The organism is Amorphoplanes friuliensis DSM 7358 (genome assembly GCF_000494755.1).
Lineage (GTDB): Bacteria > Actinomycetota > Actinomycetes > Mycobacteriales > Micromonosporaceae > Actinoplanes > Actinoplanes friuliensis.
The window spans coordinates 1,158,130-1,185,046 of the sequence record NC_022657.1 but is presented as its reverse complement, the minus strand read 5'-3'; the positions used below and the strand labels follow the sequence as shown (position 1 = coordinate 1,185,046).

Genomic DNA, 26,917 nt, shown 5'->3' with positions numbered 1-26,917 from the left:
CGCTAAGTTACCGGCGCGTTAACGTTGGCCTCATGCCGGAAGCTGTCATCGTTGCCACTGCCCGCTCCCCCATCGGCCGTGCGTTCAAGGGCTCGCTGAAGGACCTGCGCCCCGACGACCTCGCCGCCACGATCATCGATGCCGCGCTGAGCAAGGTGCCGCAGCTCGACCGCACCCTGATCGAGGACCTCTACCTCGGCTGCGGCCTCCCCGGCGGTGAGCAGGGCTTCAACATGGCCCGCGTCGTCGCCACCCTGCTGGGCCTCGACGGCCTGCCGGGCGCGACCGTCACCCGTTACTGCTCCTCGTCGCTCCAGACGACCCGCATGGCGTTCCACGCGATCAAGGCCGGCGAGGGTGACGTCTTCCTCTCCGCCGGCGTCGAGACCGTCTCCCGCTTCGCCCGCGGCAACTCCGACAGCCTCCCCCCGGACGCCCAGGCCCTCGTCGGCGGCGGCTGGGAAAACCCCAAGTTCGCCGAAGCCCGCGCCCGCACCACCGAGAACGCCAAGACCGGCGGCGTCTGGCACGACCCGCGCGAGGACGGCCAGCTCCCCGACATCTACCTCGGCATGGGCTACACCGCGGAAAACCTCGCTCAGGCGTACGACGTCAGCCGCGAAGACATGGACGAGTTCGGCGTCCGCAGCCAGAACCTCGCCGAGAAGGCCATCGCCGACGGCTTCTGGGAACGCGAAATCACCCCGGTGACCACCCCCGACGGCCGCGTCATCTCCACCGACGACGGCCCCCGCCCCGGCGTGACGATGGAAGCCGTCTCCGGCCTCAAACCCGTCTTCCGCCCCGACGGCCGCATCACCGCCGGCAACTGCTGCCCCCTCAACGACGGCGCGGCCGCAGTGGTCATCATGAGCGACACCAAAGCCCGCGAGCTCGGCCTGACCCCACTCGCCCGCATCATCTCGACCGGCGTCTCGGCCCTGTCCCCCGAAATCATGGGCCTCGGCCCCGTCGAAGCATCGAAGCAGGCCCTGAAGCGCGCCGGCATGACCATCGACGACGTCGACCTCGTCGAAATCAACGAAGCCTTCGCAGCCCAGGTCATCCCCTCCTACCGCGAACTCGGCATCCCCCTCGAAAAACTCAACGTCAACGGCGGCGCCATCGCCGTCGGCCACCCCTTCGGCATGACGGGCGCCCGCATCACCGGCACCCTCCTCAACTCCCTCGAATGGCACGACAAGACCATCGGCCTCGAAACAATGTGCGTCGGCGGCGGCCAGGGCATGGCCATGGTCCTCGAGCGGATCTGATCTCCTCGAAGAGCTCCCGTCGGGTCCGGCTGTCAGAGGGCGGCCGGGCTCGGCGGTTTTTAAGTCCCTGCAGCACGTTCCCTGCGGCGCGCGCTCGGGGCGGCGCGCGCTCGGGACGGCGCGCGCTCGGGGCCCGCTTACTCGGGGAATCGCTGAGACCAACCGGCGCTTTCCGTAGGCCCACGCTTCCCCGCGCCACGGGAAGGACTTCCCGGACAAGGCTGCGTTCGTCCGTTGCGTCATGAGGCCAGCGCGTGCTTTCGCGATTCAGGGCGTGGCATCCGGCAGCTCACGGTAGGCGGACGCGCTCACTGCGGCGGGCGGTGCGCGAGTGATGGTTCCACCGACCTTGGCCTCACCCCCGCGGGTTCCTGCTCGGTCGCGCCGCCACGCTACGCACACCAGGCTGACAGGCCAGATCGCCCAAAGCCTCGCCGGTCGGCTGGTGGAAGGTGACCGATGCGGCGCGGCCGGCAAGGGGCAGTTGGTGCAGCGCAGCCCCGTGCGGGGACGGCGGTCCAGTACGGCCCGTGCAGGGCGAGGCGCAGCCCAGGCCCAACATCAGCGAAGTTGGGCCTTGGCGCAGTGCGGGGACGGATGAGGGCGGTGCAGCGCAGCCCATGCGGGGCGGGCAGGTTCCCGCGCGAAGCGCGGTCCAGTACGGCCCGTGCGGAGCTAGGCGCAGCCCAGGCCCAACATCAGCGAAGTTGGGCCTAGGCGCAGTGCGGGGACGGTGCGGGGCGGTGCACTACACCGCACCGCACCGTGCAGCGCGGCCCGTGCAGCGCGGCCCGTGCGGTGCGGGCAGTGCGGGGCGGGCAAGGCGGGGCGGGCAAGGCGGGGCGGGCAAGGCGGGGCGGGCAGGGCAGAGCGGGGCGGGGCAGGGCGGGCAGAGCGGAACGGCCCGTGCGGGGCGAGGCGCAGCCCAGACCCAACATCAGCGAAGTTGGGCCTTGGTGCAATGCGAGGCGGTGCGGAGACGGACCGGGCAATGCAGCGCGACCCGTGCGGGGCAGGCAGCGGCACGGCCCGTGCGAAACGGGCAGGGCAGTACCGCCCGTGCGGGGCGAGGCGCAGCCCAGGCCCAACATCAGCGAAGTTCGGCCTTGGTGCGATGCGGGGCGGTGCGGAGACGGACCGGGCAATGCAGCGCGACCCGTGCGGGGCAGGCAGCGCAGCAAGGCCCGTGCCGGGCGAGACGCAACACAGGCCAACATCAGTGAAGTTGGGCCTGGGTGCGGTGCGGTGCGGTGCGGTGCGGGCGGGGACGGACGGGGCGGTGCAGCGCCATCACCCAGCACGGCCGGCGCAGCACGGTCGGCGCAGCACGGCCGGCGCAGCACGGCCGGCGCAGCACGGCCGGCGCGGAGTGGCCGGCGCGGAGTGGTTGGGCCCGGGCGTGCGATCTGGGACGGCCGGCGAGAGGCAGCCGGTGCACAGTCTCCGGGAGAGGCAGCCGGCCTGGGCGAGGCGTCCGGTGCGCCTCGGCCGCTGAGGAGCCGCCGGTGCGGCGCCACCGACGCAAGGTCAGAGGGCGCGGCGAATTGTTGTCACGGCTTCGGTGGCGGTGGTCAGGACTTCTGGACTTGGGGAGGCGGCGAGGAGGTCGTCAGCCATGACGCGGAGCTGGTCCGGGAGGACGGTGTCGGCCAGGCGGGGCACCGGGCGGCGGCGACGGTTCTCCGCATCAGCCGCGTGGTCGGCCAGGCTCTGGACCAGAGCAAAAACAGCATCACCGTGGGGGCGCCAGCGGGTGGTTTCCCAGTGGTTGACCTGGCCGATGAGGCGTTGGACGGCGGTGTCGAAGGTCCCTGCGGTCACGGGGCGACCATACCCGGGAAAAGGGCAACGCCCGGACCGCGGGGAGGCGGGCCGGGCGTTGACCGGGTTCAGGCGGGGCTGCTAATCGTCGCCTTGGAGGAAACTCAGCAGGCGCAGGATCTCGATGTACAGCCAGATGAGGCTGACCAGGATGCCGAACGCGGCAGTCCAGGAGTAGCGCTGCGGGAGGCCCATCCGGACGCCCTCCTCAACCTCGTTGAAGCTGAGGATGAAGCTGAGGGACGCCACGACGATGCAGACGAGGCTGAAGATGATGCCGAGCGCGCCGTTGCTGCGGAGACCCGTTGTCACGCCGAAGAGGGCGAGGACGAAGTTGATGAGCATGACCGCGAAGAGGCCGGCCATCACCGCGATCATGCCGCGCTGGAACTTCGGGGTGGCCCGGATGACCTTTGCGCGGTACAGGAAGGCCATCAGGAAGAAGACGCCGAAGGTGGCGATCACCGCCTGCAGGACGATGCCCTGGTAGCCGAGGATCTCCTGGTACGTCTTGCTGATCAGGCCGACGAACGCGCCCTCGACGATCGCGTACGCGATGACCAGGACCGGGTTTGCCATCCGCGAGAACGAGATGATCAGACCGAGGACCAGGCCGACGACGGCGGCGCCGATCCAGGCCGGGCCGAGCAGCGAGTTCGGGATCAGGTTCCACGCCGCGACGGCGGAGACGCCCGTGATGCCGAGCAGTGTCACGGTCTTGACGACGACGTCGTCGATCGTCATGGGCTGTACGGCCGGCGGCGTGGCCGGATATCCCGGAGCCGACGGGTACGGCTGACCGTAACCCGGCTGACCGGCGGCCGGTCCGTACGGTCCGGCCGGGTTGTACCCGGCTGACCGCTCCCGCTCGGCCGCCCGGCCGAGGCGCGAGAGCACCGGGTTGGAAGTCTTCACTGTGTCCAGCCTCCCTTTGAGGTTGAGGCACGTAGGGGCCGTGCCTATCAAGGGTAAGCGCAACACCAGCTCAATGGCGCCCGCGAAAGCTGTGAGCAGGCTGAAAACGTGAGTAAAACGCGAGTTCGAGCGTGCCCGGGGCGGGTCTCGAACCCGCACGCCTTTTGGGGCAGCCGCTTTTAAGGCGGCCGTGTCTGCCGTTCCACCACCCGGGCCCGATGCGCTGATGCTCACCGTAGCCGGTTCGGCCCGCCCGGCAGAACGCCGGACGGGCCGAAATCACGCTCAGCGGGTGCCGGCGCCGACCGATTCGGCGGCACGGTCGTCGCTCAGGGGCGGCGTCACGTGGGTGAACTCCTCGCGGGGCGCGTGCAGCTGGCCCAGCGAGATGACCTCGCGCTTGAGGATGAACGCGAGGGTCCAGTCGGCCAGCACGCGGACCTTGCGGTTGAACGACGGGATGCGGCTCATGTGGTACGTGCGGTGCATGAGCCAGGCGGGGAGGCCCTTGAGCTTGATGCCGTAGACCTGAGCGACGCCCTTGTAGAGGCCGAGGCTGGCGACGCTCCCGGCGTACTTGTGCTTGTAGTCCTTGGGGGTGGCGCCGATCACGACGGCGCGGATGTTGTCGGCGAGCTGGGCCGCCTGCCGGACCGCGTGCTGGGCGCTCGGGGAGCACCAGGCGCCCGGGTTGGCCAGGTCGGGGACCTGGGCGCAGTCGCCGGCGCTCCACGCGCCGTCGAGGACGCGGTCGCCGTCGACGATCTGCAGCGTCGGGATGCAGGTCAGGTGTCCGCGGGGGCCGCGCGGGAGGTCGGTGTGGTCGAGCATCGGCGACGGCTTGACGCCGGCCGTCCAGACCAGGGTCTCGGCCGGGAATGAGTCGCCGTCGGAGAGCTTGATCTGGCCGTCGACGCAGGACTCGAGCCGGGTCTCCAGGCGCAGGTCGATGCCGCGCTGGTCGAGTTGGCGGGCGGCGTACGCGCCCATGTCGGGTCCGACCTCGGGAAGGATGCGGTTGGTCGCCTCGACGAGGACAAACTTGACCTCGTCCTTCTTGAGCTCGGGGTAGTACTTGAGGGCGTCGCGGACGACGTCCTCCATCTCGGCCAGGGCTTCGATGCCCGCGTAACCGCCACCGACAAAGACGAAGGTCAACGACGCTTTGCGTACCTCGGGGTCCGGGGTGATCGCCGCGATGTCGAGCCGGTCGAGGATGTGGTTGCGCAGGTAGATGGCCTCGCCGATGGTCTTGAAGCCGATGCCGTTCTCGCGCAGCCCCGGGATGGGCAGGGTGCGGGAGACGGAGCCGGGCGCGACGACGATGTGGTCGTACGCGATCTCCTTGACCGGGCCCTCGATGGGCTGGACGGTGACCGTCTTGCGGGCGTGCTCGATCCGGGTGACCTCGCCGGAGACGATGCGGCAGCGCTTGAGCTCGCGGCGCAGCGGCACGACCGAGTGGCGCGGCGAGATGTTGCCCGCGGCGGCTTCCGGCAGGAAAGGCTGGTATGTCATGTGCGGCTGGGGATCGATGACGATCACTTCGGCCTGACGGGAATTGAGCTTCTTCGACAGGCGCAGAGCAGCGTACAGCCCCACGTGACCTGCCCCTACGACAACGATCCGCTGAGGTTTCACGGCCTTCATTGTTCCGCCTGGGGCGTCCGGATGCGGCGGTCTGTGACCAAGGACAACCCCGTTAGTCAAGTGCCGTAACGCACACGTTTCGGTTTCATTTCGCTGGGAGCCAGGGGGTGGCTGGTGGATCAGGGCGAGCCTGCGGCGAGGTCCAGGTTTCGCGTCGCAAGTGGGCCGGAAGGTCGCATACCGGTGTTGTATGCGGCCTTTCGGCCCGCGCAGCGAGGCGGAAGCTGGGCCCGGCGCAGGCCGCCCTGATCCACCAGCCACCCCCAGGGGTTGCCTCATCGTTACGGGCGGCGCAGCATCCGGGCCAGCACGAGGGTTGCGCCGACGGCTGCGGCCAGTCCGACCAGGGTTGCGATGACAAATGCCTCGCCGGCCAGTTCGGCGGTCAGGGCGAGGGCGATCACGGTCAGCACCGCGGAGATCAGCACCACCAGCAGGGCGCGGGTCAGCCAGCCGGCGACCACGTCGGCGTTGACCAGCGCGTCGGTCGGCAGCACGGCCGCCAGCGCCGCGAGGATGTGCCCGAGGTAGAGCAGCGTTGCGATGGCCAGGACACGCCACAGGGCGACGCGGGCGTCGTTCCAGGTCGTGTCGAGGATCCAGCCGCCGACGACCACGAGGATCGCGAAGGTGACACCGCGTCCCCGCGGTGCGAAGGCCGGCCAGGCCGCGACGAGCCCCAGCAGCACCACGTACCGGCTCACCACCAGGCCCGGGGGCCAGGCGACGGTCATGGCGGCAAACAGGGCCAGCCCGATGCCGCACCGGACGACCAGGGGCAGCAGGGTCGCGCGGGACACAGCCTTCTGGGCGCGTTCGAGGCGGCGGTTGAGTCCGTCGAGCATGTCAGCGTCCCCGGGGTGCGGAGGCGAGGCGGGAGACGTCCCGCAGCACCATGTCGAGGCTGCCGGCGCCGGCCCAGGTCACCACGGGCACGCCGTGCTCGCGCAGGCGACCGAGGACGTTCTCGCGTTCCATCCGCCACAGCCGTGTGGCCAGGGGTGTCCACGGGCCGCGGCTGGGCGGCTCGGCACCGGCCGGGAGCGTGTCGACGGCGACGGTGTAGCGCCCCGACTGGGTCAGGCCGGCCAGCATGTCGGCCGAGCGCGGGTCGACCAGCGGTGTCAGCACCACCACCAGCGCGTCGGACGAGACGTGGTGGGCACCGAAGACGTGCTCGTACGGGCTCTGGTCGCCGTCGGTGTCGGCGCGGACGTCGAGCAGCCACTCGAGAACGGTCAGGTACTGCCTCCGGCCGGTGGCCGCGCGCAGACGCCGGGCGGATGCGCCGTACTCCAGGAGGGACACGCGGTCGCCGCGCTGGAGGTAGTGCTCGGCGATGGCCGCCGCCGCGCGCACGGTCGTGTCGAGCACCGACGCCTTGCCCTTGACGCCGCCGGAGGAGCCGGCCTCGCCGAGCACGTCGAGCAGGAGCAGGACCTCGGCGTCACGGTCCGAGAGGGTCGAGGCCACGTGCAGGTCCCGCGTACGCAGGGAGACCCGCCAGTCGATGCGCCGGAGCCGGTCGCCGGGCGCGAACGGGCGCACACCCGCCAGCTCACCACCCTCGCCGGGCCGCCGCGAGCGGTGGTTGCCGACCAGACCGGCCGCGGCGGGCATCGCCTCGGTGGCCGCGAACGGCTCGGTCTCGGGGTAGACGCGGACGCCCCGCGCCGGTGTGACGACCGGGCGGCAGGCGAGCAGGCCGTCGCAGGCCGCGACCCGGGCCGCGGCGGGGCCGACGTCGTGCCGTCCCCAGCGCAGTGCGTGGCCGGGCAGCTCGACACCGGTCCAGCCGTCGGGCGCGACCGTGATCGCGAACGGGCGGTCGGAATTCTCCAGCTCGAGCCACGGTGAGGTGCGCGCGCGGACGACAACCAGGTCGTACGTGATGACGTCGGGGTTGGCGACGACCAGTCCGGCCTCGACCCGCCCGCCCTCGACGAGGTGTTCCTCGGTGGCCTGGATCGTCAGCTCGGGCGCCGAGCGCGGCATCCGGCGCAGACCGATCGCGGCGCCGATGGCGAACGGCGCCGCGAGCAGCACCAGGTCGACCCGGCCCAGAGCGACGCCGAGCACCAGCAGCAGACCGGTGAGCAGGACCGTCCGGCCCAGCGCCCGGGTCGGTACCCAGGCCGGCGCCGCCCACGTCTCGTCGGCCGCCGGCTCCGCAGGGGGCACGGCGGCACGCAGCGACGGCGGCTCCAGGACGGTCACTGTTCGGCGTACCCGCCCGCGTACGTGGGCAGCGCACCACTGGCCGGCGTCGGCACCGCCTGCAGCACCTCCTGGACGACGAACGACGGGTCGACGCGGCGCAGCCACATCTCCGGCCGCAGGGTGATCCGGTGGGCGAGGGCGGGAACCGCCACGTCCTTGACGTCCTCGGGCACCACGTAGTCGCGGCCGGCCATGACCGCGCGGGCCCGGGCGAGCAGCAGCAGCGCCAGGGAGCCACGCGGGGACGAGCCGACCAGCGCCGAGGCGTGCTCACGGGTCGCGGAGGTCAGCGCCACGATGTAGCGGCCGATCGAGTCCTCGACGGCGACCTGTTCGAGCGCGGCCTGCATGGCCATCAGCCGGTCGGCGTTGACCACGGGTGTCAGCTGCGACTCCTCCTGGCGGCGGGACATGCGGCGGCGCAGCACCTCCCACTCCTCGTCCTGGGTCGGGTATCCGAACGAGACGCGGAGCATGAAGCGGTCGAGCTGGGCCTCCGGCAGCGGGTAGGTGCCCTCGTACTCGATGGGGTTCGCGGTCGCCAGCACGTGGAAGGGCGGGTCCAGGCGGTAGGTCACGCCCTCGACGGAGACCTGCTTCTCCTGCATGGCCTCGAGCAGCGCGGCCTGGGTCTTCGGCGGCGTCCGGTTGATCTCGTCGGCGAGCAGCATGTTGGTGAAGACGGGACCGGCGCGGAACGCGAAGTCACCCTTGCGCTGGTCGTAGAGGAACGACCCGGTGACGTCGGCGGGCAGCAGGTCGGGGGTGAACTGCAACCGCCGGAAGTCCAGGCCGAGCGCCTGGGCGAAACACCGGGCGGTCAGCGTCTTGCCGAGCCCCGGAAGGTCCTCGAGGAGCACGTGGCCGCCGGCGAGGATGCCGGCGAGCACCAGCTCGAGGGATTCCCGTTTGCCGACCACCACACTGCCGACCGAGTCCAGGACAGCGGCGGCCAGCCTGCCCACCTCGTAGGGCGGCAGGGCCTCCACGCTCGCGTCCGTCACCGAACCACCCTTCTCAGATTTTCTCTAGTGCGTCGACGTACTGGGACAGCTCCCGTGCTTTCGGCACGCGGCGGTCACGGTCGTCCAGAAGCTCCCACAACGGCTCGCCGACCAGCTCCCGGGCGCGCCGGGGGTCCGACGACCGGGTGATGCCGTGCTTGAGGCGCAGCCGCTCGTCGGTGAGCTCGGCCAGCACGGGCAGGACGTTACGCGAGAACTTCTCCGCGTCGTTCTGCGACCAGTCCAGGCGCTGTTCCCACCGGCGTACCGCCGCGCGCAGGGTATCGGTGCCCGCCCAGTGGTAGTCACCGTCCTCCTCGCCCCGCCGCGACTGCCGCCGGATCGGCGGGGGCGGCGCGACCTCGGAGACGGCGAACATCAGCAGGCGCAGCGCCACGAACGCGGCCACGACCAGCAGCACCGAGACGCTGATCCCCCGCGATCGCAGCCCGGCGACCGTGACCACCGTGGCGACCACGATCAGGGCGACGTTGCGCAGGATCCAGCCGATCGGTGAGCGCCGCTTCTCGACGATCTCGACGGGCTCCTCGACGACAACCTCGTCGGCGCGGCGGCCGAAGAGACCCTCGAGCCCGCCGTCGGCGTCGCGGCTCATGCCGGCACCCCCGCACCGAGGTCGGTCCGGAGCCGTTCGAGGGCCGTACGCGCCTGCTGCCGCATCTGATCGTCGACGGTGTGAGTCGCATAGCGGGCCTGGCGGTAGACAGCCGCGAACGGTGTCAGCACACCCGCGTCGACGTGCTGCTCGGCCAGCAGCCGGGCGACCAGGTCGGTGGGGCTGTCCCCGGCGTGACGCGGGGTGCCCGCAGCTGCGGCCGCCTGTTCGAGCCGGACCCAGCAGGCGATCACCGCCCGGCGCGGGTCACGGTCGGTGTCGGAGAGCTCCTGCAGACCGGCGTCCAGGGCGGCGACCAGGTCCTCCGCCGTCCGGGAGTCGGGGCGCCGGGGGTCACGGCGGCCCTTGCGGGTGCCGCGGCGGCCGAGCGTCTGACGCAGCACCGCCCAGATCACCAGCCCGAGGACGACCAGGGCGAGGACGCCGAGAACGATCAGGGCGACGCGGCCGACCCAGTCGGGCAACTCGCCTCCGGCCACCGGCTCCGCGGACGGCGGCGGGACGACCTCCCGTGACGGCGGAAGCAGCGGCGGCGGCTCGGTGGTCGGCGCGGCGTCCGGGTTGAACCGCTCGAGCTGCGGCGCCGAGCGGGTCGCCGCCAGCGAGGCGAGAAAGAGCAGCCCGAGGACGGCGGCCAGCGGCCACCAGCGACGCAGTGCGGCGAGGTCCAAGATCTAGGCCCTAGGTTCCGTTCCGGCGAATGTTCGGCTGAGCACGCATCATGCCAGGCCCGCCAGGCGTTTTGCACTGGCGAAGACATCGTCGAGCATGGCGGGTGTGAGCCGGCCGGTGAAGGTGTTCTGCTGCGAGACGTGGTAGCAGCCGAGCAGGTCAGGGGTGCCCGGGACGCTGACCTGCGCGCCGTGCCCGAACGCCGGCCGCGGTACGGGCGGTTTGTGGCCGTAGACCGCGGTCATCGCCGGCCACCAGGCCGCCCAGGCGAACGCCCCGAGCGCGACGACCACCCGCAGCGTCGGCCGGATGAGAGCTAATTCACGGTGCAGCCAGGGGGCGCAGGTGTCGCGTTCGACCGGCAGGGGCTTGTTGTCCGGCGGGGCGCACCGGACCGCCGCGAAGATCCGGGTGTGGTGCAGGGCCAGCCCGTCGTCCGCCGAGACGCTGGTCGGCTGGTTGGCCAGCCCGGCCCGGTGCAGCGCCGCGAAGAGCACGTCGCCGGAGCGGTCGCCGGTGAAGATGCGGCCGGTGCGGTTGCCACCGTGGGCGGCGGGTGCGAGCCCCAGGATCGCGATCGGGGCGTCGGCGGGACCGAACCCCGGCACCGGGCGGCCCCAGTAGTCCTGGTCGCGGAACGAGGCCCGCTTGACGACCGCGACCTCCTCACGCCAGGCGACCAGGCGCGGGCAGGCAAAACAGTCGGCGACGCCGGCGTCGACCGCGGTCAGATCGGCCGCGGCGGCCGCGTGGGCGGAGACCTCTTCGGGTGTACGGCTCAGCACGGCACCCAGCACAGCACTGCACGGCGGGACGGGAGCACCCGGGGTGGATGCTCCCGCCGTACCGAAGTGGATCAGGCAGCCTTGGGGCGCAGGCAGAGCAGGTAACCGCCCTTGGCCTCGCTGCTGTAGACGTAGTACTCCTCGTTCTCCTTGAAGAACTTCTCGCAGGACTTGCTCTTGGTGTCGGTCTCGCCGTCGACGCGTCCGACCACGGTGAACGCGGCGTCGCCCGAGGTGCAGTCGACGACCTTGGCCTCGGCCTCGGTGGTCTCGTCGACCTTGACGTCCTGCGACGAGGCGATGCAGTCGCCGACGGCCGCGTCCTTGGCCTTGTCACCGAAGAGGAAGTCCTTGGCCACGAGGATGACCACGAAGACGACGATCGCGCCCACGATGCGCAGGGCGATGCGGCCGAACGCGCTCTTCTTCTTGGGCTCGGGCGCCGGGCCGACACCCTGCTCCGGCGCCGGACCGAAACCCTGCTCGGGCGCCGGACCGAAGCCCTGCTGCGCCGGGTCACCGGGGGGCGGGCCCTGGGCCGGCACAGCGCCGTGGGGCTGGCCCTGCGCGGGCGGCGGGAAGCCGTCGCCGGCGGGGGGCGGTGGCGCAACCGGGTTGCTCACGATGGTTCCTTTCGGGGTCCGGCCGAGGGGGTCGGCCGATCGGAGCACAACCTAGCGACCAGCCGGATCCCCCGCGACCCCGTTACCCGACGTTCATCTGGGCGTGGGCGTTTTTGTCGGACCGGCCGTGGGAGTGGCCGACGGGCTCGCGGACGGCTCCCACAGCGGCCCCGGCCCGCCGGTGGTCGACGGCGCACCGCTGGGGCCGGCCGCGGACGGCACCCGCCACGGCGCCCGCTCCGGACAGTACGGATAGGTCAGCGTGTCGACCTCCTCGTACGTGCCGGCCTCGTCGTAGCAGTACTGGTTGCCCATGCGCAGCGGCTCCCCGTTCTGGTCGACGATCCGGGCGTTGGTGACCAGGCGGCCCTGCTCGTCGTACACAAAAAGGTCTTCGACGTTGCCGTAGGGGTTGTCGTAGTTGACGTCGGTGTAACCCGAGTCGCGGCTGCTGCTGTCGGCGGAGCTGAAACCGCCCAGCGCGACCAGCACGAGGATCACCGAGCCGGCGTAGAGCGCGAGGCGCGGCCACCGGGTCAGCCGGAGCGAGCGGCGGCCGAGCCAGATCGAGGCGACCACACACAGGCCGAGCAGGAGCAGGGCGACCGCCTCGCTGCCACCGATGCGCGGCAGCAGGCCGATCGGCTGGCCGCTGTCGTCGAGCATCCAGGCCAGCACCATGGCCGCGAGATAGCCCCGCAGGACCCACCAGGCCGGACGGAGCAACACCAGAAATTCACTGACCTTCGGGTACCCGAGGAGGGGCCCGAGCTTCCGGTCGGCCTGTCCGAGCCGGAGCATCGCCTGGTCGCGCACCTCGTAGAACTGGTGCCGGCGGGTCGGCGGGTCCGGGAAGCCGCTGACGAACCCGACGCTGGCCCGCAGGTCCGCGGCGTACGCCTCCGGGCTGCCGAGGCGTTCGACGAGTGTGCCGCCGCCGTCGGCCAGCACCTCGGCCAGGTGCTCGGGCAGGTCCTCGAGCAACTCCTCCCGCAGCGACTCCGGGAGGTCGACGAGGGCGGCCCGCACCGCAAAAACGTACAGATTGATCTCGTCCTGAGCTGTGGTGATCACGCCGTCTCCCGCTCGCGAAGCAGATCGTCCATGGTGGAGGCAAAGCCGTGCCAGGTCTTGGAGAAGCGCTGCAACTCGGCCCGGCCGGCGGCGTTGAGCGCGTAGTACTTGCGGTGGGGGCCCTCGTCGCTGGGCACCACGTAGGTCGTGAGGAGTCCGGCGTTGAAGAGCCGGCGCAGGGTGCCGTAGACCGAGGCGTCGCCGACGTCGGTCAGACCCGCGGTCCGCAGGCGGCGCAGGATGTCGTAGCCGTAACCGTCCTCGTCCCGCAACGCGGCGAGACAGGCGAGATCGAGCACGCCTTTGAGGAGCTGGGTCGTATCCACGCGGTGCACACTACTGCGCGATGCGAAGTAGTGTCAAAGACGGACTAGACCAGGGAGAAGGCGATGCCGTCGAGGATGTCGTGCTCGCTCGCAACGACGGACGTCTTTCCCGCGCGTTCCATGATGATGCGCAGGATCAAGGCCCCCGCACCGATGACGTCGGCCCGGCCCGGGTGCATCACCGGCAGGTCGAGGCGGTCGGCGACGGTCGCACCGAGCAGGTCGAAGGTCACCTTGGCCACCTCGTCGTACGGGACGCGGGCGTGGTGGATGCGCGTGGCGTCGTACCCGGGCAGGTGCAGAGCCAGGGCCGCGACGGTCGTGACCGAACCGGCCAGACCGACCAGCGTGGCCGTGCCGTGACCCGACACCGTCCGCAGGGCGGTGTCGACCGCCCGGGTGATGTCCGCCTCCGCCGCGGCGACCTCCGCCGGGGTGGGCGGATCGCTGTGCAGGTGGCGCTCGGTCATCCGCACGCAGCCGATGTCCATCGAGATCGCGTGCTTGACCTCGGTGCTGCCGACCACGAACTCGGTCGAGCCGCCACCGATGTCGACCACCAGGTAGGGCGCCTCGGCCTCCAGACCGTGCACGGCACCGGCGAACGACAGCCGCGCCTCCTCGTCCCCGGTGATCACCTCGGGGTCGACACCCAGCGTCGCGCGGACCATGTCCGTGAAGTCCGCCGCGTTCGCCGCGTCGCGGGAGGCCGAGGTCGCGCACATGCGGACCCGGTCGACACCCAGCTCGGCGATCTCCATGGCGTACCCCAGCAGCGCCTTCCGGGTGCGCTCGATCGCCTCCGGCGCCAGCCGCCCGGTGCGGTCCACACCCTCACCGAGCCGGACGATCTCCATCCGGCGGGACACCTCCGACAGCCGGCCGTCGCCGACGTCCGCGATGAGGAGCCGGATCGAATTGGTCCCGCAGTCGATGGCCGCGACTCTCACGCTGTTCTCCTAGAGATGGAGGAGCATCCTGGTGTTGCCGAGCGTATTCGGCTTGACCCGCTCGAGGTCGAGGAACTCCGCGACACCCTCGTCGTACGAGCGCAGCAACTGCTCGTAGACCCCGTGCGGCACGGGCGCGCCGTCGATCTCGGTGAAGCCGAACGAGCCGAAGAAGCGGGTCTCGAAGGTCAGACAGAAGACCCGGGCCACCCCGAGCTCACGGGCGACGTCGAGCAGCTCCGCGACCAGGCGGTGACCGATCTTGAGTCCGCGGCAGGCCGGGTCGACCGCCACCGTACGGATCTCGGCCAGGTCCTCCCACATGACGTGCAGAGCGCCGCAGCCGACCACGCGCTCCTCGTCGTCGACGTCCACGGCGACCCAGAACTCCTGAACGGCCTCGTACAGCGTGACCGTCGCCTTGCTGAGCAGGCGGCGGTCCGACGTGTACGTGTCGACGAGCGCACGGATGGACCGGACGTCGGACGTCCGCGCGCGGCGGATCTCGACCTGCATTCCGCAGAGTTTATTCAGCCTCGGGGCGCACGCACGGACCGCCTGTCCACCACGGCTCGACCGCCGCGCGGACCTCGTCACCGAACGGATTGATACCCGGCCCCGCCGCCAGGGCGTGACCGAGGTGCACGTGCAGGCACTTGACCCGGTCGGGCATGCCACCCGCGGAGACCTTGCTGATCTCCTCGACGTGCTCGACGGCCTCACGGCGCCGCAGGTAGTCCTCGTGCGCCAGCTCGTACTGCTTGGCCAGCACGGGATCCGTGGAGAGCCGGTCCTGCATGTCTCGCATGACCCCGGCCGACTCCAGCCGGCTGCACGCCGCCGTGGCGCGCGGGCAGGTCAGATAGAACATCGTCGGGAAGGGTGTGCCGTCGTCGAGACGCGGGGAGGTCTCCACCACGTCCGGGTTGCCGCAGGGGCAGCGGTGCGCGACGGCGCGGGTGCCGCGGGGGCGGCGGCCCAGTTGCTGGGCGACGATCTCAAGATCGCTCTCGGAAGGAGTCGACATCTACTTTCGGGATTCTGCGTTGGCGGCGGCGACGCTGCCCCAGAGTGTGTCGTACCAGCGGTCCGGGGCGTCCGACGCCGAAGTCTGGCCGGCGGCGCGGGCGGCACCCTCCGGGTCGTTCAGGACGAGCAGCGGCACCTCACCCGGCCGCACGTAGAACAACCGGTCGCGGGCCTGGATGCGGACGTACTCCTTGTCCTTCCACTTCTCGACCTCTTCGGTCAGTCCCGAGATCTTGGCCTGCTGAGCAGCCTGCTCGGCCTGCATCTGGGCGATCTGGGACTCCTGCGCGAGATAGACGCGCACGGGATAGGTGTAGGCCAGGGCCAGCACGACGAGCACGATGATCAGGACGGTGGCACGGCCGGTGAAGGCTTTCGGCCGGGTCGCGACAGTGCGTTTGGTGGCGCCCGCCGCGGCCGCACGCCGTGCAGCCGCCGGCCGGTTACCGGACCGGATGCCGCTGGTGGTCCGGGTGGCGGGAGTCCGGCGCGGTTCGATGCGGGTCGCGGCCGTGTCCCTGGTACGCGCGGGGCGGGCCGCCGTCCGGCTACCCGGACGTCCCGCATGTCCTCCTGGACGGCGGGCCGGACCCTGTCCACTCGGAGTGCGGCGCTGCGTCATCCCCTGCCCCTCCCCCGGAGCTCGCCAAGACCATGGAGTTGCGGCACCTGCCTCTGGACACTATGCCCACGAAACGCGGAGCCACAACTCCATGATCTGTCGACAGAGGGTTACGCGGTGCGGTAACGGGGGAACGCGCCCGCTCCGGCGTACCGCGCGGCGCTGCCGAGCTCCTCCTCGATGCGCAGGAGCTGGTTGTACTTCGCGACGCGGTCCGAACGGGCCGGGGCGCCGGTCTTGATCTGCCCGCTACCGACAGCGACGGCCAGGTCGGAGATCGTCGTGTCCTCGGTCTCGCCCGAGCGGTGGCTCATCATCGTCTTGAAGCCGGCCCGGTGCGCCATGTCCACGGCGTCCAGGGTCTCGGTCAGCGAGCCGATCTGGTTGACCTTGACGAGAACCGCGTTGGCGGCGTTCTCGGCGATGCCCCGGCCGATGCGGGTCGGGTTGGTCACGAACAGGTCGTCACCGACGATCTGCACCTTGCCGCCGATCTGCGAGGTGAGCGCGGTCCAGCCGGCCCAGTCCTCCTCGTCCAGCGGGTCCTCGATGGAGACGATCGGGTACGCCTCGGCGAGCTTGGCGTAGTAGTTGATCATCTCGTCGGTCGACTTCGGCGAGCCCTCGAAGACGTACGCGCCGTCCTTGTGGAACTCGGTGGCCGCGACGTCCATGGCCAGCACGATGTCGGTGCCGAGAGTGAAGCCGGCGGCCTGCACGGCCTCGGCGATCAGGTCCAGCGCGGCGGCGTTGGTCGGCAGGCTCGGCGCGAAGCCGCCCTCGTCGCCCAGACCCGTCGAGAGGCCCTTCTTCTTCAGCACGGACTTCAGCGCGTGGTAGACCTCCGCGCCGGTGCGCAGCGCCTCGCGGAAGCTCGGAGCGCCGATCGGGGCGATCATGAACTCCTGCACGTCGACGTTCGAGTCGGCGTGGGCGCCACCGTTGAGGATGTTCATCATCGGCACCGGGAGCACGTGGGCGTTCGGCCCGCCGATGTAGCGGAACAGCGGCAGCTCGGCGGAGAGCGCGGCGGCCTTGGCGACCGCGAGCGACACACCCAGGATCGCGTTGGCGCCCAGCTCCGACTTGGCGGCGGTGCCGTCGAGGTCGAGCATCTTCTCGTCGATCAGGCGCTGCTCGCTCGCCTCGTACCCGAGGAGCTCGTCGGCGATCTTGTCCTCGACGTTGCTGACGGCCTTCTCGACACCCTTGCCCAGGTAACGGCCCTTGTCGCCGTCCCGGAGCTCGACTGCCTCGAAGGCGCCGGTGGAGGCACCGGACGGCACAGCGGCGCGTCCTACGGTGCCGTCGTCCAGGCCCACCTCGACCTCGACGGTGGGGTTGCCCCGCGAGTCGAGAATCTCCCGGGCGACGATCGCTTCAATGGTGGCCATCTGTCGTGTCGCTCCTCATGCTCGTATGGATAGATTCCAGACCGCGACCCTGCGGCCCACCACGCGCTAGAGCGTATCGACCCGGGGTGCCGCCCGTGGCGGCGGCCGGTGAACTTCCGCGGTCACATGCCTCAGACAGGTCCCGGAACTGCCGATCTCGGGAATCGCCATGACTACTTCCGTGCTCCTTCCCGATGCCGGCTCGTACGTCGAGATGACCGCCTCCGACGAGCAGGCCAACCGTGTCCGTGTGGTCCACGCCGACGGCGCGGCCCTCACCCTGTCGGCCCCGCTGGTTGCCGTCCCCGGCGTGGGCTCGGCCGTCACCCTGCGCTGGTCGGCCGCACCCCGAGGCCGGTACGCCCTCACCTGCGCCGTCGTCGAGGTCGACGAGAACCGGCTCGAGCTGGAGGTCCGCGGCGAGCCCCTGGTCGAGCAGCAGCGCCACTTCGTCCGCGGCGGTGGCGGCGAGCAGGTCGTCATGCGGCGTACCGGCTTCCCGGAGGCCACCGGCTGGATCCGCGACATCAGCGAGCACAGCATGCGCGGCCACTTCGAAGGCACCAACGTCCGCGACGGCGAAACTCTCCACCTCTGGATCCAGCTCGGCACCGAGGTCGTCGAGCTGACCGCCATCGCCACGAAGGTGGCCGCCCTGCCCCAGCAGGTGCCCCCGGGCCCGATGTCGGTCGAGCTGGTCGCCATCTTCTCGGTCACCGAGGCCGAGGCCAGGATCATCCGCCGCTATGTGATGAAGCAGCAGCTCCTGAGCCGCACCCGCGCGTAACCGGTTTGCGCCCGGTTGCACGCATCGGCAAAGGTGGGCACGTGCCTTCCTCCCGCCGACGATTCGCCGCGGCCGCGCTCGTGCTCTGCGCCGCCCTGACGGGGTGTTCGGACCTGGACGAGCCGGGCCAGGGCCTGAGCCGCAACGACCTGGTGTCGGACCTGGCCGCCCAGATGTCGACCGCCGCGGCCCTCACCTACGAGGCGAGCTACCAGCTCTCCGGCGGCGAGAAGGCCACGGTCGCCCAGGCCCAGAAACCGTTCCGCTCGGCATACGTCTACCCGGGCGGCAAGGTGACCGTCACCGCGGACGCCACCACCCAGTGCCGCACGCAGGCAAAAGCCACCACCTGCACGCTGACCGCCCCGGCCACCCCGACCAGCCCCCCACCGGCCAAACTCTTCGAGGGCGCCGACGCCACCGGCCTGGTCCTGCCCTCCACGGTGCTGGCCCTGCTCAACGCCGCCGAACTGGACAACGACGTCGAAGTGGTACAGCACGACACGACCATCGCAGGCCGGCACGCAACGTGCGTCCAGCTCACCGGGGTCGACGACGCCGCAGCCCGCGACTTCACCACCTGCATCACCAACGAGGGCGTGCTCGGCAGCTTCAGCGGCATCCTCAACCAGACCCGCGCCGAAGTGGCCATGACCCACTACGCCGAAACAGTCACCGAAGACATGTTCCAACTCCCCCCGACCGCCAAACTCGTCGACCGCCGCAGCCGCTAGTCCGCATTGATGATTTTGAGGACCTGCCTCGCGGCAAAAACGCGGCCGTACTGCCGGCCCGTTCGTTCCTCCAGAATCCCGAGCTGAACGAGGCGTTTCACCGCGGTGTTGGCCGCCGGGTACGTCACCTTGTTCCGGTTCGCCGCCACCGTCGGCGTGACCATCGGATATCCGATGAGATCCTCCGTGATCCGGTTCGCCACCCCGCGGATGTGCTCTTTCTCCAGCGTCTTGAGCGCCTCGTCACGCCACTCGTGGAGCGCATCGATCTTCTCAACCGCACGGACGGCCTGAGCCCGGACCGCCTCGCAGAAGAACCGGATCCACGCGTCGAACTCGCCCGTCGCGCTGCACCGCAGCAGATGGTCCTGATAATCGCGGCGACGCGGCTCCAACCACGGAGACAGGTTGAGAACGGGAACCCTGAGCTCACCGCGGCATGCGAGCTGAAGGACGCACACGAGTCTTCCGAGGCGGCCGTTGCCGTCGTTGAACGGATGCAGGGTCTCGAACTGGTAGTGCCCGAGCGCCATCTTGACGATCAGCGGAAAGACCTCACCCGCGTTGATCCACGTTGCCCAGGCATCCACCCCCGCACGCAACTGGTCACCGGGTGGAGGTGGAATGAAGCGAGCGTCTCCCACGCGTCCGCCGCCCGCGCCGATGAAGACCTGAGTACTACGGATCCGGCCGGCATCCGCGGAGTCGCCTCGCGTGCCGCGAACCAACACCTTCTGCAGCTGTTCCAGCATCCCGACCGTGATCGGCTTGTCCTTGATCCACTCGAACGCCATCTCTGCCGCCTCGACGTAGTTGACAACCTCGGAAACCGAGGCGGTCAACTGGTCGCGCTCCAGGAAATCCGCCTCGAGGACGTCGTCCAGAGCCGCGTATGTGCCTTCGAGCGCAGAAGTAGCGACCGCTTCCCGCCTGATAGCGGGCCGGGCGAGGAGACCCGGGTTCGGGAGTTTGAAGGCAGCTTGGTCCAGTCGCGCAACCGCAGCGGTTGCGTTGGCCGCGGCGACGTAGGACTCCTGCTGCAGATCCAGCTTCATGGGAAGTGGATCAGGCAGGAAGGCGTGCTCGTCGTACCGCTCGCTGTACCGGGGATCCCACCCGGCAATCCGGACGAGAGACCCCACAGGGGATGTTTGGAACGCGTCGTACTCCACGAGATTTAAAGTATCTGGGCTTCGACTTTCAATCTAGAGCTGAGATTGTAAGTAACTCGCTCGGCACATTGAGGTTTGTAAGTCAGGGTATGAAAACTTTAAATCGTGGGCCGAGAATGTAAGTCCGCGGCAGGACACCGAGCCTCAGACCCCGAGGAGGGTGCGGAGGTGGCGGGGTGGTGGGGAGCCGTGGGCGAGCATGGCGTCGTGCCAGGCTTTGGGGGTGGCGCCGAAGGGGCGGGCTGCCGCGATCGCTGACACCTCCGTGTAGCCCACGAAGTAGGTGGAGAGCTGCGTCGAGGTGAGCAGGGACCGCTTCCATTTGCCGGCGGCTTCGCCGACTTCCTGGAAGCCGCGGCCGGTCAGCATGGCCATGGCGTCCTGCTCGGTGAGGCCCTCGCAGTGGACGAGCTGGTCGATCACGGCGTTCAGGCTCATGCGGAGCTGCATCTTGAGCTGCTGGAGGCGTACGGGGAGGCCGCCGAAGCCCAGGCCGGCCATCAACTCCTCGGCGTAGACGGCCCAGCCTTCGACGAAGGGGCCGGAGAAGCCCAGGGAGCGTACGCGGGTGGCGGCGCGGAAGCGGCGGGAGTGCGCCAGCTGCAGGAAGTGGCCGGGCATCGCCTCGTGGACGGTGAGGTTGCGCAGCATGTGGTCGTTGTATTCGCGGTAGAACGACTCGACGCGGTCCTTCGGCCAGTCCGCGGGGGCCGGGGCGATGCAGTAGAACGTGGGCACGTCCGCGGTTTCGAGGGGGCCGGGCGGGTCGCAGTAGGCCACCGCGACGCCGCGGGCGAATTCCGGCATCTCCTCGATGACGCAGGGGTCGTCGATCAGGGTCATCAGGTCGTGGGCGCGGACGAACTCGGTGGCTTCGGCCATCGTCACCTTGGCCAGGTCGACGATCGTGCTGTCGTCGGGGTGGTCGGCGGCGAGGGTGTCCAGCGCGCGGCGGACCGTCTCGTCGGTGGGCGGGCCGCCGACGAGTTCGGCGGCGGCCTCCCGCAGCTGTTCGCCGACCTCGTCGAGGTTGCGTTCGGCCCGGGCGAGGACCTCGGCGGCCGGGAGTTCGGTGTCGAGGGTGTGCCAGAGCCGGGCCTCCCACAGCGGGCGGCCCAGGCGGGGGTCGCGGCCCGGGTCGCCGCTCTCCAGGCCCTGCTTGAGCCAGCTGTCGAACTCTCCCAGCGCGTCCAGCGCCGCTGCTGCCGCCGGCTCGACCGCACCGCGCAGGGCGGGCGCCTGGGCGAGCAGGCCGGGCAGTTCGGTACGGATCAGGGAAGCGGCACCGGCGAACTGGCCGACGGCGATCTCGGCGTGCAGCCGGGGCACGTCGCGCAGGACCGCGCGGGCCGTGGCGAGGGCGTCGGGGATGGCCGCGAGCCGGCCGCCGAGGCTGGTCAGTCGCTCGTCCACCGGGGCGAAAGAGCGGGCCATCAGCGTGTGGAGCAGGGGCCCTGGGTTGTGCTCCAGGGGGTTCCACTCGTGCTCGCGGACGTCGCCGAGCTCGAACATGCCGCGTTCGACCACGGCGGCGAGGATGGCGTGGTCGACCTTGTCCTGCTCGTCGAAGTCGTCGGGGTCGGTGCCCGCCAGCGCGTCCGCCGCGTCGCGCAGCATGGTGACCCGGTCGGCGACCGCACCGGGTGACAGGTCGGGCAGGCGGTCGTCGTATCGGTGGTCACCGGCGAACGACGCCAGTGCGGGGTCGCTCTGAAGGATGGCGTCGACGATGCTCTCGGCGAGCGGCACGAACTCCGGCATGGAGCAAAATGTACTGCCTGGGGTCACCCCTCGGCTTTGCGGATCTCCTCAGCCAGAGCCAGCGCCGCCTGCCGCAGGGCGGCCTCGGGATCCTGACCGTCCGCCCGCGCCTCGGCGACCAGGCGCAGCAGCGTCGCCCCGAGGTCGGTGCCGGTGGGCAGCGGCACCTCGAGACCGGCCCGGCCGGCCCGCTGGAGGATCTTCGCCGCGAGCGACAGCGCCGGCTGGCTCAGGGCGATGCCCTCGAGCACCGAGTCCCGCGCCTTCTCTTCCTTCTTGATGCGTTCCCAGTTGTCGATGATGTCCTCGACGCTGCCGACCGTCTCGCCGGCGAAGACGTGCGGGTTGCGCCGCACCATCTTGTCGACCAGTCCCCCGGCGACGTCGTCGACGCTCCAGCGTTCGTCCTCGTCGCGGTCCTCGGCGAGGCGCGCGTGCAGGACGACCTGGAGCAGGACGTCGCCGAGCTCCTCGCGCAGCGCGTCGAGGTCACCGGCGACGATCGCGTCGTACGCCTCGTAGCTCTCCTCGAGCAGGTACTGCGCGAGGCTGGCGTGGGTCTGCTGCTGCTTCCACGGGTCACCGCCGGGCGACACCAGGCGGTCCATCACGGCGACGGCGTCGAGCAGCCGGGCGCCGGGCGGGTCCCACGAGCCGTAACAGAGCTCCAGCTCGGCCAGGGAGGGCTCGCGGGCCAGCCGCAGGCCGAGCCGCCGGGCGAAGTCCTCGTCACCGGCCGCACCGGCCAGCCAGATCACGGTGTCGTGCGAGGACAGGGCGGTGATCAGCGTCTCGGGGTCGGGCTCGACGACCGTGACGGGCACCCCGGAGGCGCGCAACGCCTCGGCCTGCTCGGTCTCGGCCGCCGTGTAGACCGGGTGGGCACGGGCGAGGTCCCAGGCCGCGGCCGTGAGCAGACCGGCCGGCAGTCGCGGGGACGTGACCAGCAGGACGATCCGCCCGGCCGGATCCATCAGGAGGAGACGTCGGAGACGAACGGCGCCTTCGAGGCATCGGCACCGGCGAACGACAGCTCGACCAGCGGCACCTCGGCGTTGCCCGCGTTGGCGGAGAGCAGCACGAGCTGCTGGTCGCCGTACCGCGGGTTGAGCTTGACGTTCTCGTCGGCAACGATCTTCAGCAGCTCGTCGCGCAGGCCGAGGCTCTGCTGCAGCGCCGTCTTGTTGGCGTCGGAGAGCTGCGACTTGAACTGCTCGTACGGCGTCGAGTCACCGGCGCCGGTCGCGAGCAGCCGGTCGTAGACCGGGCGCAGGTCCTCGTCGGAGAGCGGCGACGGCGTCACCTTGGGCAGCAGCGCCGCCCGCAGCTGGAAAGTCTTGGCGTAGAGCTTCGTGTATTCCCAGCCCGGCGAGAAGCTCGAACCCTGCGCCACGGCCTCGACCGTCGGCTCGGCGGCCGGCTGGACGTTGTGCGCGGCCGCGGCCCGCTCCAGCACGTCGACCGTGAGCAGTGCGTTGAGGACGTCCTTCTGCTTGAAGGGCATCTGCACCGGCGGGGCCGGCTCACCCGACGGGGCCGCCTGGTTCTGCTGCTGGATCTGCGCCCGCGACGCCGTCAGCTCGTCCTTGGCCTGGTCGTAGACCTTCTCCACCTGCGACTCGGTGATCGTCTTTCCACCGATGTACGCGGCCACGTCCGGCTCGGCCCGGCAGGCGGAAAGACCGCTGACGGCGAGGACTGCGACGACGGCGATGGATGCGAGTCGGCGGGCAGGCTGCATACCGATGACTCTCTCACGGCCCTTGTGACCCACGCCGCGCACCCCCGGAAATCGGATCATGCGGGCACCTTGGCCGGAACGTCACCGAGGACGTCCTTCAGCAGCTGCGCACACCACTGCAGCAGGGCCTGGTCGCGCAGCGGTTCGCCCCCGACCCGCCGGGTGCTCGGCCGGGGCACGCTGACCTGGTCGTTGGCGGTCTTGTAGACCGAGTCCGGGTGGTACCGCTTGAGCCGCATCTGCTTGGAGTCCGGCAGCGGCAGCGGCGAGAACCGCAGGTGTTTGCCCTGCACGGACACGTCGGTGAGGCCGTACGCGCGGGCCACCAGCCGGAACCGCGCCACCGCGATCAGGTTGGCCACCTCGGTCGGCGGCTCGCCGTAACGGTCGGTCATCTCGGCGACGACCTCGTCGAGGCGGGCGCTGTCGCGGGCTTCGGCGAGCTTGCGGTACATCTCCAGGCGCAGGCGTTCGACCGCGATGTAGTCGGTCGGCAGGTGCGCGTCGATCGGCAGGTCGATCTTGACCTCCGGCTCCTCCTCGGGGCGTTCGCCCTTGAAGGCGCTGACCGCCTCGCCGACCATCCGCACGTACAGGTCGAAGCCGACACCCTCGATGTGGCCGGACTGCTCGCCGCCGAGCAGGTTGCCGGCGCCGCGGATCTCGAGGTCCTTCATCGCGACGTACATGCCGGCGCCGAGCTCGGTGTGCTGGGCGATGGTCGCGAGCCGCTCGTGGGCGGTCTCGGTGAGCGGCTTCTCCCTCGGGTAGAGGAAGTAGGCGTAGGCGCGTTCCCGGCCCCGGCCGACCCGGCCGCGGATCTGGTGCAGCTGGGAGAGTCCGAGCAGGTCGGCACGCTCGACGATGAGGGTGTTGGCGTTCGGGATGTCGATGCCGGACTCCACGATGGTCGTGCAGACCAGGACGTCGAACTCCTTCTCCCAGAAGCCGACCATCACCTTCTCGAGCGCTTCCTCACCCATCTGGCCGTGCGCGACGGCGACCCGGGCCTCGGGCACCAGCTCGCGCAGGCGCCGGGCGGCCTTGTCGATCGACTCGACGCGGTTGTGCAGATAGAAGACCTGGCCGTCGCGCAGCAGCTCGCGGTGGATCGCCGCGGCCACCTGCTTGTCGTCGTACGCCCCCACGAACGTCAGCACGGGGTGCCGCTCCTCGGGCGGGGTGGCGATGGTCGACATCTCGCGGATGCCGGTGATCGCCATCTCGAGCGTCCGCGGGATCGGCGTGGCCGACATGGTGAGCACGTCGACGGACGCCCGCAGGGTCTTGAGCTGCTCCTTGTGCTCGACGCCGAACCGCTGCTCCTCGTCGACGATGACCATGCCGAGGTTCTTGAAGCGGGTCGCGGCGGCCAGCAGCCGGTGGGTGCCGATGACGATGTCGGCGGTGCCGGCGGCAGCGTCCTCCAGCGTCTGGGCGGCTTCCTTCGGCGTCTGGAAGCGCGACAGCTGCTTGATGGTCACCGGGAACTGGCTCATCCGCTCGGCGAACGTGTTGTAGTGCTGCTGGGCGAGCAGCGTCGTCGGCACCAGGATCGCGACCTGCTTGCCGTCCTGCACCGCCTTGAACGCCGCGCGGACCGCGATCTCGGTCTTGCCGTACCCGACGTCGCCGCAGATCAGGCGGTCCATCGGGATCGCCTGCTCCATGTCGTGCTTGACCTCGATGATCGCGGCCATCTGGTCGGGCGTCTCCGTGTACGGGAAAGCGTCCTCGAGCTCGCGCTGCCACGGCGTGTCGGGACCGAACGAGTGGCCCTTCGACGCCTGGCGGGCGGCGTACAGCTGGATGAGCTGGGCAGCGATTTCGCGCACGGCCTTGCGCGCCCGGGCCTTGCTCTTCTGCCAGTCGGAGCCGCCCATCTTGTGCAGCGCGGGCGACTCGCCACCGACGTACCGGGAGAGCTGGTCGAGCTGGTCGGTGGGCACGAAGAGGCGGTCACCGGGCTGGCCGCGCTTGGAGGCGGCGTACTCGATGACCATGTACTCGCGCTCGGCGCCGTTGACCGTGCGCTGCACCAGCTCGACGTACTTGCCGATGCCGTGCTGCTCGTGCACGACGTGGTCGCCGGGCTTGAGCTCCAGCGGGTCGATGGTGTTGCGCCGCCGGCTGGGCATCTTGCGCATGTCCTTGGTGGACGCGCCGCGGCCGCCGGTGATGTCGTTGCCGGTGATGACGGCCAGCTTCGAGCCCTCGTCGACAAAGCCGTGGTTGAGACCGCCGCAGGTGACGAGCAGCTGACCCGGCTCGACGGCGACCGGGATCGAGTCGACCGGGGTGACGCCGAGACCGGCGTCGCGCAGCAGCTCGGTGGCCCGCTGGGCGGTGCCGTGGCCCTCGAAGACCAGCGCGATCGACCAGTTGTCGGACGACCAGGTCTGCAGGTCGGCGGCCAGTTTGGCGGTGTCGCCGTGGTAGAGCGGCACGGGCTGGGCGTGCAGGGCGATCGCGTCACCGAGGTCGGGCGAGACCTCCACCGCGGGGGTGTCGAGCCAGGGCGTCTCGGACTCCGGCGCGTCGGCCTCGGCCAGGCCGAACGGCGAGACGGTCCACCAGGGCTGGTGCAGGACCGCGGCGTGGGCGCGTACGTCGGCCAGGGTCTTGAAGGCGGCGGCGCCGACGTCGATCGGGGCCTGGCCACCGACGGCGGCCGCGGCCCAGCCGGCCTCGAGGAACTCGTCCGAGGTCCGGGTCAGGTCGTGGGCCCGGGTGCGGATCCGCTCGGGGTCGCAGAGCAGCACGTGGGTGCCGCGGGGCATGCAGTCGATGAGCAACTCCATCGAGTCGGTGCCCTCCATCAGGGCGGGTGCCAGCGACTCCATGCCCTCGACCGGGATGCCCTCGGCGAGCTTGTCGAGGATCTCGGCGATCTCGGGGTGCTCCTCGGCGAGCTGAGCGGCCCGGGTCCGCACCGGCTCCGTGAGCAGCAGCTCACGGCACGGGGGCGCCCAGAGCCGCTGGACCTCCTCGATGGTCCGCTGGTCGGCGACGGCGAAGGTGCGGATCTCCTCCACCTCGTCGCCCCAGAACTCGACCCGGGACGGGTGCTCGTCGGTCGGCGGGAAGACGTCGAGGATGCCACCGCGGACGGCGAATTCGCCGCGCTTGGTGACCAGGTCGACCCGGGCGTACGCCATGTCGGTGAGCCGGCGCGCGACACCCTCGAGCTCGGCCGTCCCACCGGGGGTGAGCTCGACGGGCTCGAGGTCGCCGAGCCCCTTGAGCTGCGGCTGGAGCAGGCTGCGCACGGGCGCGACCACCACCTGGACCGGGCCGTTCTCGGGGTGTGCGAGCCGGCGCAGCACGGCCAGGCGGCGCCCGACGGTGTCGGAACGCGGGGAGAGGCGCTCGTGCGGCAGCGTCTCCCAGGACGGGAAGACGGCGACGCGGTCGGGCGAGATCAGGCAGCCGAGCGCGTCGGCCAGGTCGTCGGCCTCGCGGCTGGTCGCGGTCACGGCGAGGACCGGACGGCCGGCGCCACCGGTCTCGGCCGGTCCGGCGACCGCGGCCACGACGAACGGGCGCAGCGAGGCGGGTGCGGTGAGGTCGAGGGCGTCGGAGTCGGCTCCGCCCTTGTGAGCCAGATCGCGGGCCCGGGCCAGCCCGCGGTCACGCAGGGCGGCCGGGATCAGGCCACTGAGTTGCATGGAAAAAGACCCCCGGAAGGCACATCGAAAACCCCCGACGCCAGTTGGACGGGGGGTA

Annotated in this window: 25 protein-coding genes and 1 tRNA gene; 3 read left to right on the top strand and 23 right to left on the bottom strand. The window is 70.6% G+C overall.

All coding sequences use genetic code 11. The annotated features are described in order from the left end of the window. Window positions 1-32 precede the first annotated feature (32 nt). Entirely contained in the window at window positions 33-1,274 is a 1,242-nt protein-coding gene (locus tag AFR_RS05475) for an acetyl-CoA C-acetyltransferase (RefSeq protein WP_023358902.1), read from the top strand. A 1,527-nt stretch (window positions 1,275-2,801) separates the two neighbouring features. On the opposite strand, the gene AFR_RS05465 is transcribed toward AFR_RS05475, so the two are convergent. The 18 genes from AFR_RS05465 to eno form a co-directional block, all read right to left on the bottom strand. Beyond that, a complete protein-coding gene (locus AFR_RS05465; RefSeq protein WP_023358901.1) occupies window positions 2,802-3,095 on the bottom strand; it encodes a hypothetical protein in 294 nt (97 codons plus the stop codon). Between the two features lie 81 nt (window positions 3,096-3,176). Further along, a complete protein-coding gene (locus tag AFR_RS05460) occupies window positions 3,177-4,010 on the bottom strand; it encodes a Bax inhibitor-1/YccA family protein (RefSeq protein ID WP_023358900.1) in 834 nt (277 codons plus the stop codon). Window positions 4,011-4,142: 132 nt separating this feature from the next. Further along, window positions 4,143-4,225: transfer RNA gene (locus tag AFR_RS05455), tRNA-Leu, on the bottom strand. A gap of 70 nt (window positions 4,226-4,295) precedes the next feature. Next, on the bottom strand, window positions 4,296-5,651 hold the full coding sequence (locus AFR_RS05450) for an NAD(P)/FAD-dependent oxidoreductase (protein WP_041841819.1): 1,356 nt from the start codon (window positions 5,649-5,651) through the stop codon (window positions 4,296-4,298). A gap of 290 nt (window positions 5,652-5,941) precedes the next feature. Next, a complete protein-coding gene (locus AFR_RS05445; RefSeq protein WP_023358898.1) occupies window positions 5,942-6,505 on the bottom strand; it encodes a hypothetical protein in 564 nt (187 codons plus the stop codon). 1 nt (window position 6,506) lies between these two features. Further along, entirely contained in the window at window positions 6,507-7,853 is a 1,347-nt protein-coding gene (locus AFR_RS05440; protein WP_063749580.1) for a DUF58 domain-containing protein, read from the bottom strand. Window positions 7,854-7,873: 20 nt separating this feature from the next. Beyond that, a complete protein-coding gene (locus tag AFR_RS05435) occupies window positions 7,874-8,884 on the bottom strand; it encodes an AAA family ATPase (protein WP_023358896.1) in 1,011 nt (336 codons plus the stop codon). A 13-nt stretch (window positions 8,885-8,897) separates the two neighbouring features. Then, window positions 8,898-9,500, bottom strand: coding sequence for a hypothetical protein (locus AFR_RS05430; RefSeq protein ID WP_023358895.1), 603 nt, complete (start codon window positions 9,498-9,500; stop codon window positions 8,898-8,900). Continuing rightward, window positions 9,497-10,192 (bottom strand): DUF4129 domain-containing protein, encoded by a 696-nt coding sequence (locus AFR_RS05425; protein ID WP_023358894.1) that lies wholly within the window; start codon window positions 10,190-10,192, stop codon window positions 9,497-9,499. Before AFR_RS05425 ends, AFR_RS05430 begins: the two co-directional genes overlap by 4 nt. A 48-nt stretch (window positions 10,193-10,240) precedes the next feature. Beyond that, window positions 10,241-10,990, bottom strand: a complete 750-nt coding sequence (locus AFR_RS05420; RefSeq protein ID WP_023358893.1) for a uracil-DNA glycosylase — start codon at window positions 10,988-10,990, stop codon at window positions 10,241-10,243. A 59-nt stretch (window positions 10,991-11,049) separates the two neighbouring features. Then, window positions 11,050-11,601, bottom strand: coding sequence for an LppU/SCO3897 family protein (locus AFR_RS43375; RefSeq protein ID WP_023358892.1), 552 nt, complete (start codon window positions 11,599-11,601; stop codon window positions 11,050-11,052). Window positions 11,602-11,694: 93 nt separating this feature from the next. Then, entirely contained in the window at window positions 11,695-12,675 is a 981-nt protein-coding gene (locus AFR_RS05410) for an HAAS signaling domain-containing protein (protein ID WP_023358891.1), read from the bottom strand. Further along, complete coding sequence (locus AFR_RS05405) at window positions 12,672-13,001, bottom strand: PadR family transcriptional regulator (protein WP_023358890.1); 330 nt, start codon at window positions 12,999-13,001, stop codon at window positions 12,672-12,674. Before AFR_RS05405 ends, AFR_RS05410 begins: the two co-directional genes overlap by 4 nt. 44 nt (window positions 13,002-13,045) lie before the next feature. Beyond that, window positions 13,046-13,951: a Ppx/GppA phosphatase family protein gene (locus AFR_RS05400; RefSeq protein WP_023358889.1), complete on the bottom strand. Its 906-nt coding sequence runs from the start codon at window positions 13,949-13,951 to the stop codon at window positions 13,046-13,048. 9 nt (window positions 13,952-13,960) lie between these two features. Next, on the bottom strand, window positions 13,961-14,467 hold the full coding sequence (locus AFR_RS05395) for an amino-acid N-acetyltransferase (RefSeq protein WP_023358888.1): 507 nt from the start codon (window positions 14,465-14,467) through the stop codon (window positions 13,961-13,963). Between the two features lie 10 nt (window positions 14,468-14,477). After that, window positions 14,478-14,978: a DUF501 domain-containing protein gene (locus AFR_RS05390; protein WP_023358887.1), complete on the bottom strand. Its 501-nt coding sequence runs from the start codon at window positions 14,976-14,978 to the stop codon at window positions 14,478-14,480. After that, complete coding sequence (locus AFR_RS05385; protein ID WP_023358886.1) at window positions 14,979-15,602, bottom strand: FtsB family cell division protein; 624 nt, start codon at window positions 15,600-15,602, stop codon at window positions 14,979-14,981. A gap of 110 nt (window positions 15,603-15,712) precedes the next feature. After that, a complete protein-coding gene (gene eno / locus AFR_RS05380; RefSeq protein WP_023358885.1) occupies window positions 15,713-16,996 on the bottom strand; it encodes a phosphopyruvate hydratase in 1,284 nt (427 codons plus the stop codon). Between the two features lie 169 nt (window positions 16,997-17,165). Here eno and AFR_RS05375 point away from each other — a divergent pair, with 169 nt between their 5' ends. Further along, complete coding sequence (locus AFR_RS05375) at window positions 17,166-17,783, top strand: hypothetical protein (RefSeq protein ID WP_041840622.1); 618 nt, start codon at window positions 17,166-17,168, stop codon at window positions 17,781-17,783. Window positions 17,784-17,824: 41 nt separating this feature from the next. Further along, on the top strand, window positions 17,825-18,517 hold the full coding sequence (locus tag AFR_RS05370; protein WP_052359329.1) for a hypothetical protein: 693 nt from the start codon (window positions 17,825-17,827) through the stop codon (window positions 18,515-18,517). Here the strand turns inward: AFR_RS05370 and AFR_RS05365 are convergent. The 5 genes from AFR_RS05365 to mfd all read right to left on the bottom strand — a co-directional run bounded on the left by AFR_RS05365 (window position 18,514) and on the right by mfd (window position 26,859). Continuing rightward, window positions 18,514-19,689: a Fic family protein gene (locus AFR_RS05365; protein WP_041840621.1), complete on the bottom strand. Its 1,176-nt coding sequence runs from the start codon at window positions 19,687-19,689 to the stop codon at window positions 18,514-18,516. The genes AFR_RS05370 and AFR_RS05365 overlap by 4 nt on opposite strands. A gap of 144 nt (window positions 19,690-19,833) precedes the next feature. Next, window positions 19,834-21,450 (bottom strand): DUF885 domain-containing protein, encoded by a 1,617-nt coding sequence (locus tag AFR_RS05360; RefSeq protein WP_023358881.1) that lies wholly within the window; start codon window positions 21,448-21,450, stop codon window positions 19,834-19,836. Between the two features lie 23 nt (window positions 21,451-21,473). Next, complete coding sequence (locus AFR_RS05355; protein WP_023358880.1) at window positions 21,474-22,424, bottom strand: nucleoside triphosphate pyrophosphohydrolase; 951 nt, start codon at window positions 22,422-22,424, stop codon at window positions 21,474-21,476. Continuing rightward, window positions 22,424-23,251 (bottom strand): hypothetical protein, encoded by an 828-nt coding sequence (locus AFR_RS05350; protein WP_148307877.1) that lies wholly within the window; start codon window positions 23,249-23,251, stop codon window positions 22,424-22,426. The genes AFR_RS05355 and AFR_RS05350 overlap by 1 nt, the downstream gene beginning before the upstream one ends. Further along, entirely contained in the window at window positions 23,248-26,859 is a 3,612-nt protein-coding gene (gene mfd / locus AFR_RS05345) for a transcription-repair coupling factor (protein ID WP_023358878.1), read from the bottom strand. Before mfd ends, AFR_RS05350 begins: the two co-directional genes overlap by 4 nt. Window positions 26,860-26,917: the final 58 nt, after the last annotated feature.

Coding starts and splice junctions, on each gene's coding strand:
- AFR_RS05375 (WP_041840622.1), top strand. CDS start 17,166: ATGACTACTTCCGTGCTCCTTCCCGATGCCGGCTCGTACGTCGAGATG.
- AFR_RS05385 (WP_023358886.1), bottom strand. CDS start 15,602: ATGACGCAGCGCCGCACTCCGAGTGGACAGGGTCCGGCCCGCCGTCCA.
- mfd (WP_023358878.1), bottom strand. CDS start 26,859: ATGCAACTCAGTGGCCTGATCCCGGCCGCCCTGCGTGACCGCGGGCTG.
- AFR_RS05430 (WP_023358895.1), bottom strand. CDS start 9,500: ATGAGCCGCGACGCCGACGGCGGGCTCGAGGGTCTCTTCGGCCGCCGC.
- AFR_RS05360 (WP_023358881.1), bottom strand. CDS start 21,450: ATGCCGGAGTTCGTGCCGCTCGCCGAGAGCATCGTCGACGCCATCCTT.
- AFR_RS05395 (WP_023358888.1), bottom strand. CDS start 14,467: ATGCAGGTCGAGATCCGCCGCGCGCGGACGTCCGACGTCCGGTCCATC.
- AFR_RS05355 (WP_023358880.1), bottom strand. CDS start 22,424: ATGGATCCGGCCGGGCGGATCGTCCTGCTGGTCACGTCCCCGCGACTG.
- eno (WP_023358885.1), bottom strand. CDS start 16,996: ATGGCCACCATTGAAGCGATCGTCGCCCGGGAGATTCTCGACTCGCGG.
- AFR_RS05390 (WP_023358887.1), bottom strand. CDS start 14,978: ATGTCGACTCCTTCCGAGAGCGATCTTGAGATCGTCGCCCAGCAACTG.
- AFR_RS05475 (WP_023358902.1), top strand. CDS start 33: ATGCCGGAAGCTGTCATCGTTGCCACTGCCCGCTCCCCCATCGGCCGT.
- AFR_RS05350 (WP_148307877.1), bottom strand. CDS start 23,251: ATGATCCGATTTCCGGGGGTGCGCGGCGTGGGTCACAAGGGCCGTGAG.
- AFR_RS05445 (WP_023358898.1), bottom strand. CDS start 6,505: ATGCTCGACGGACTCAACCGCCGCCTCGAACGCGCCCAGAAGGCTGTG.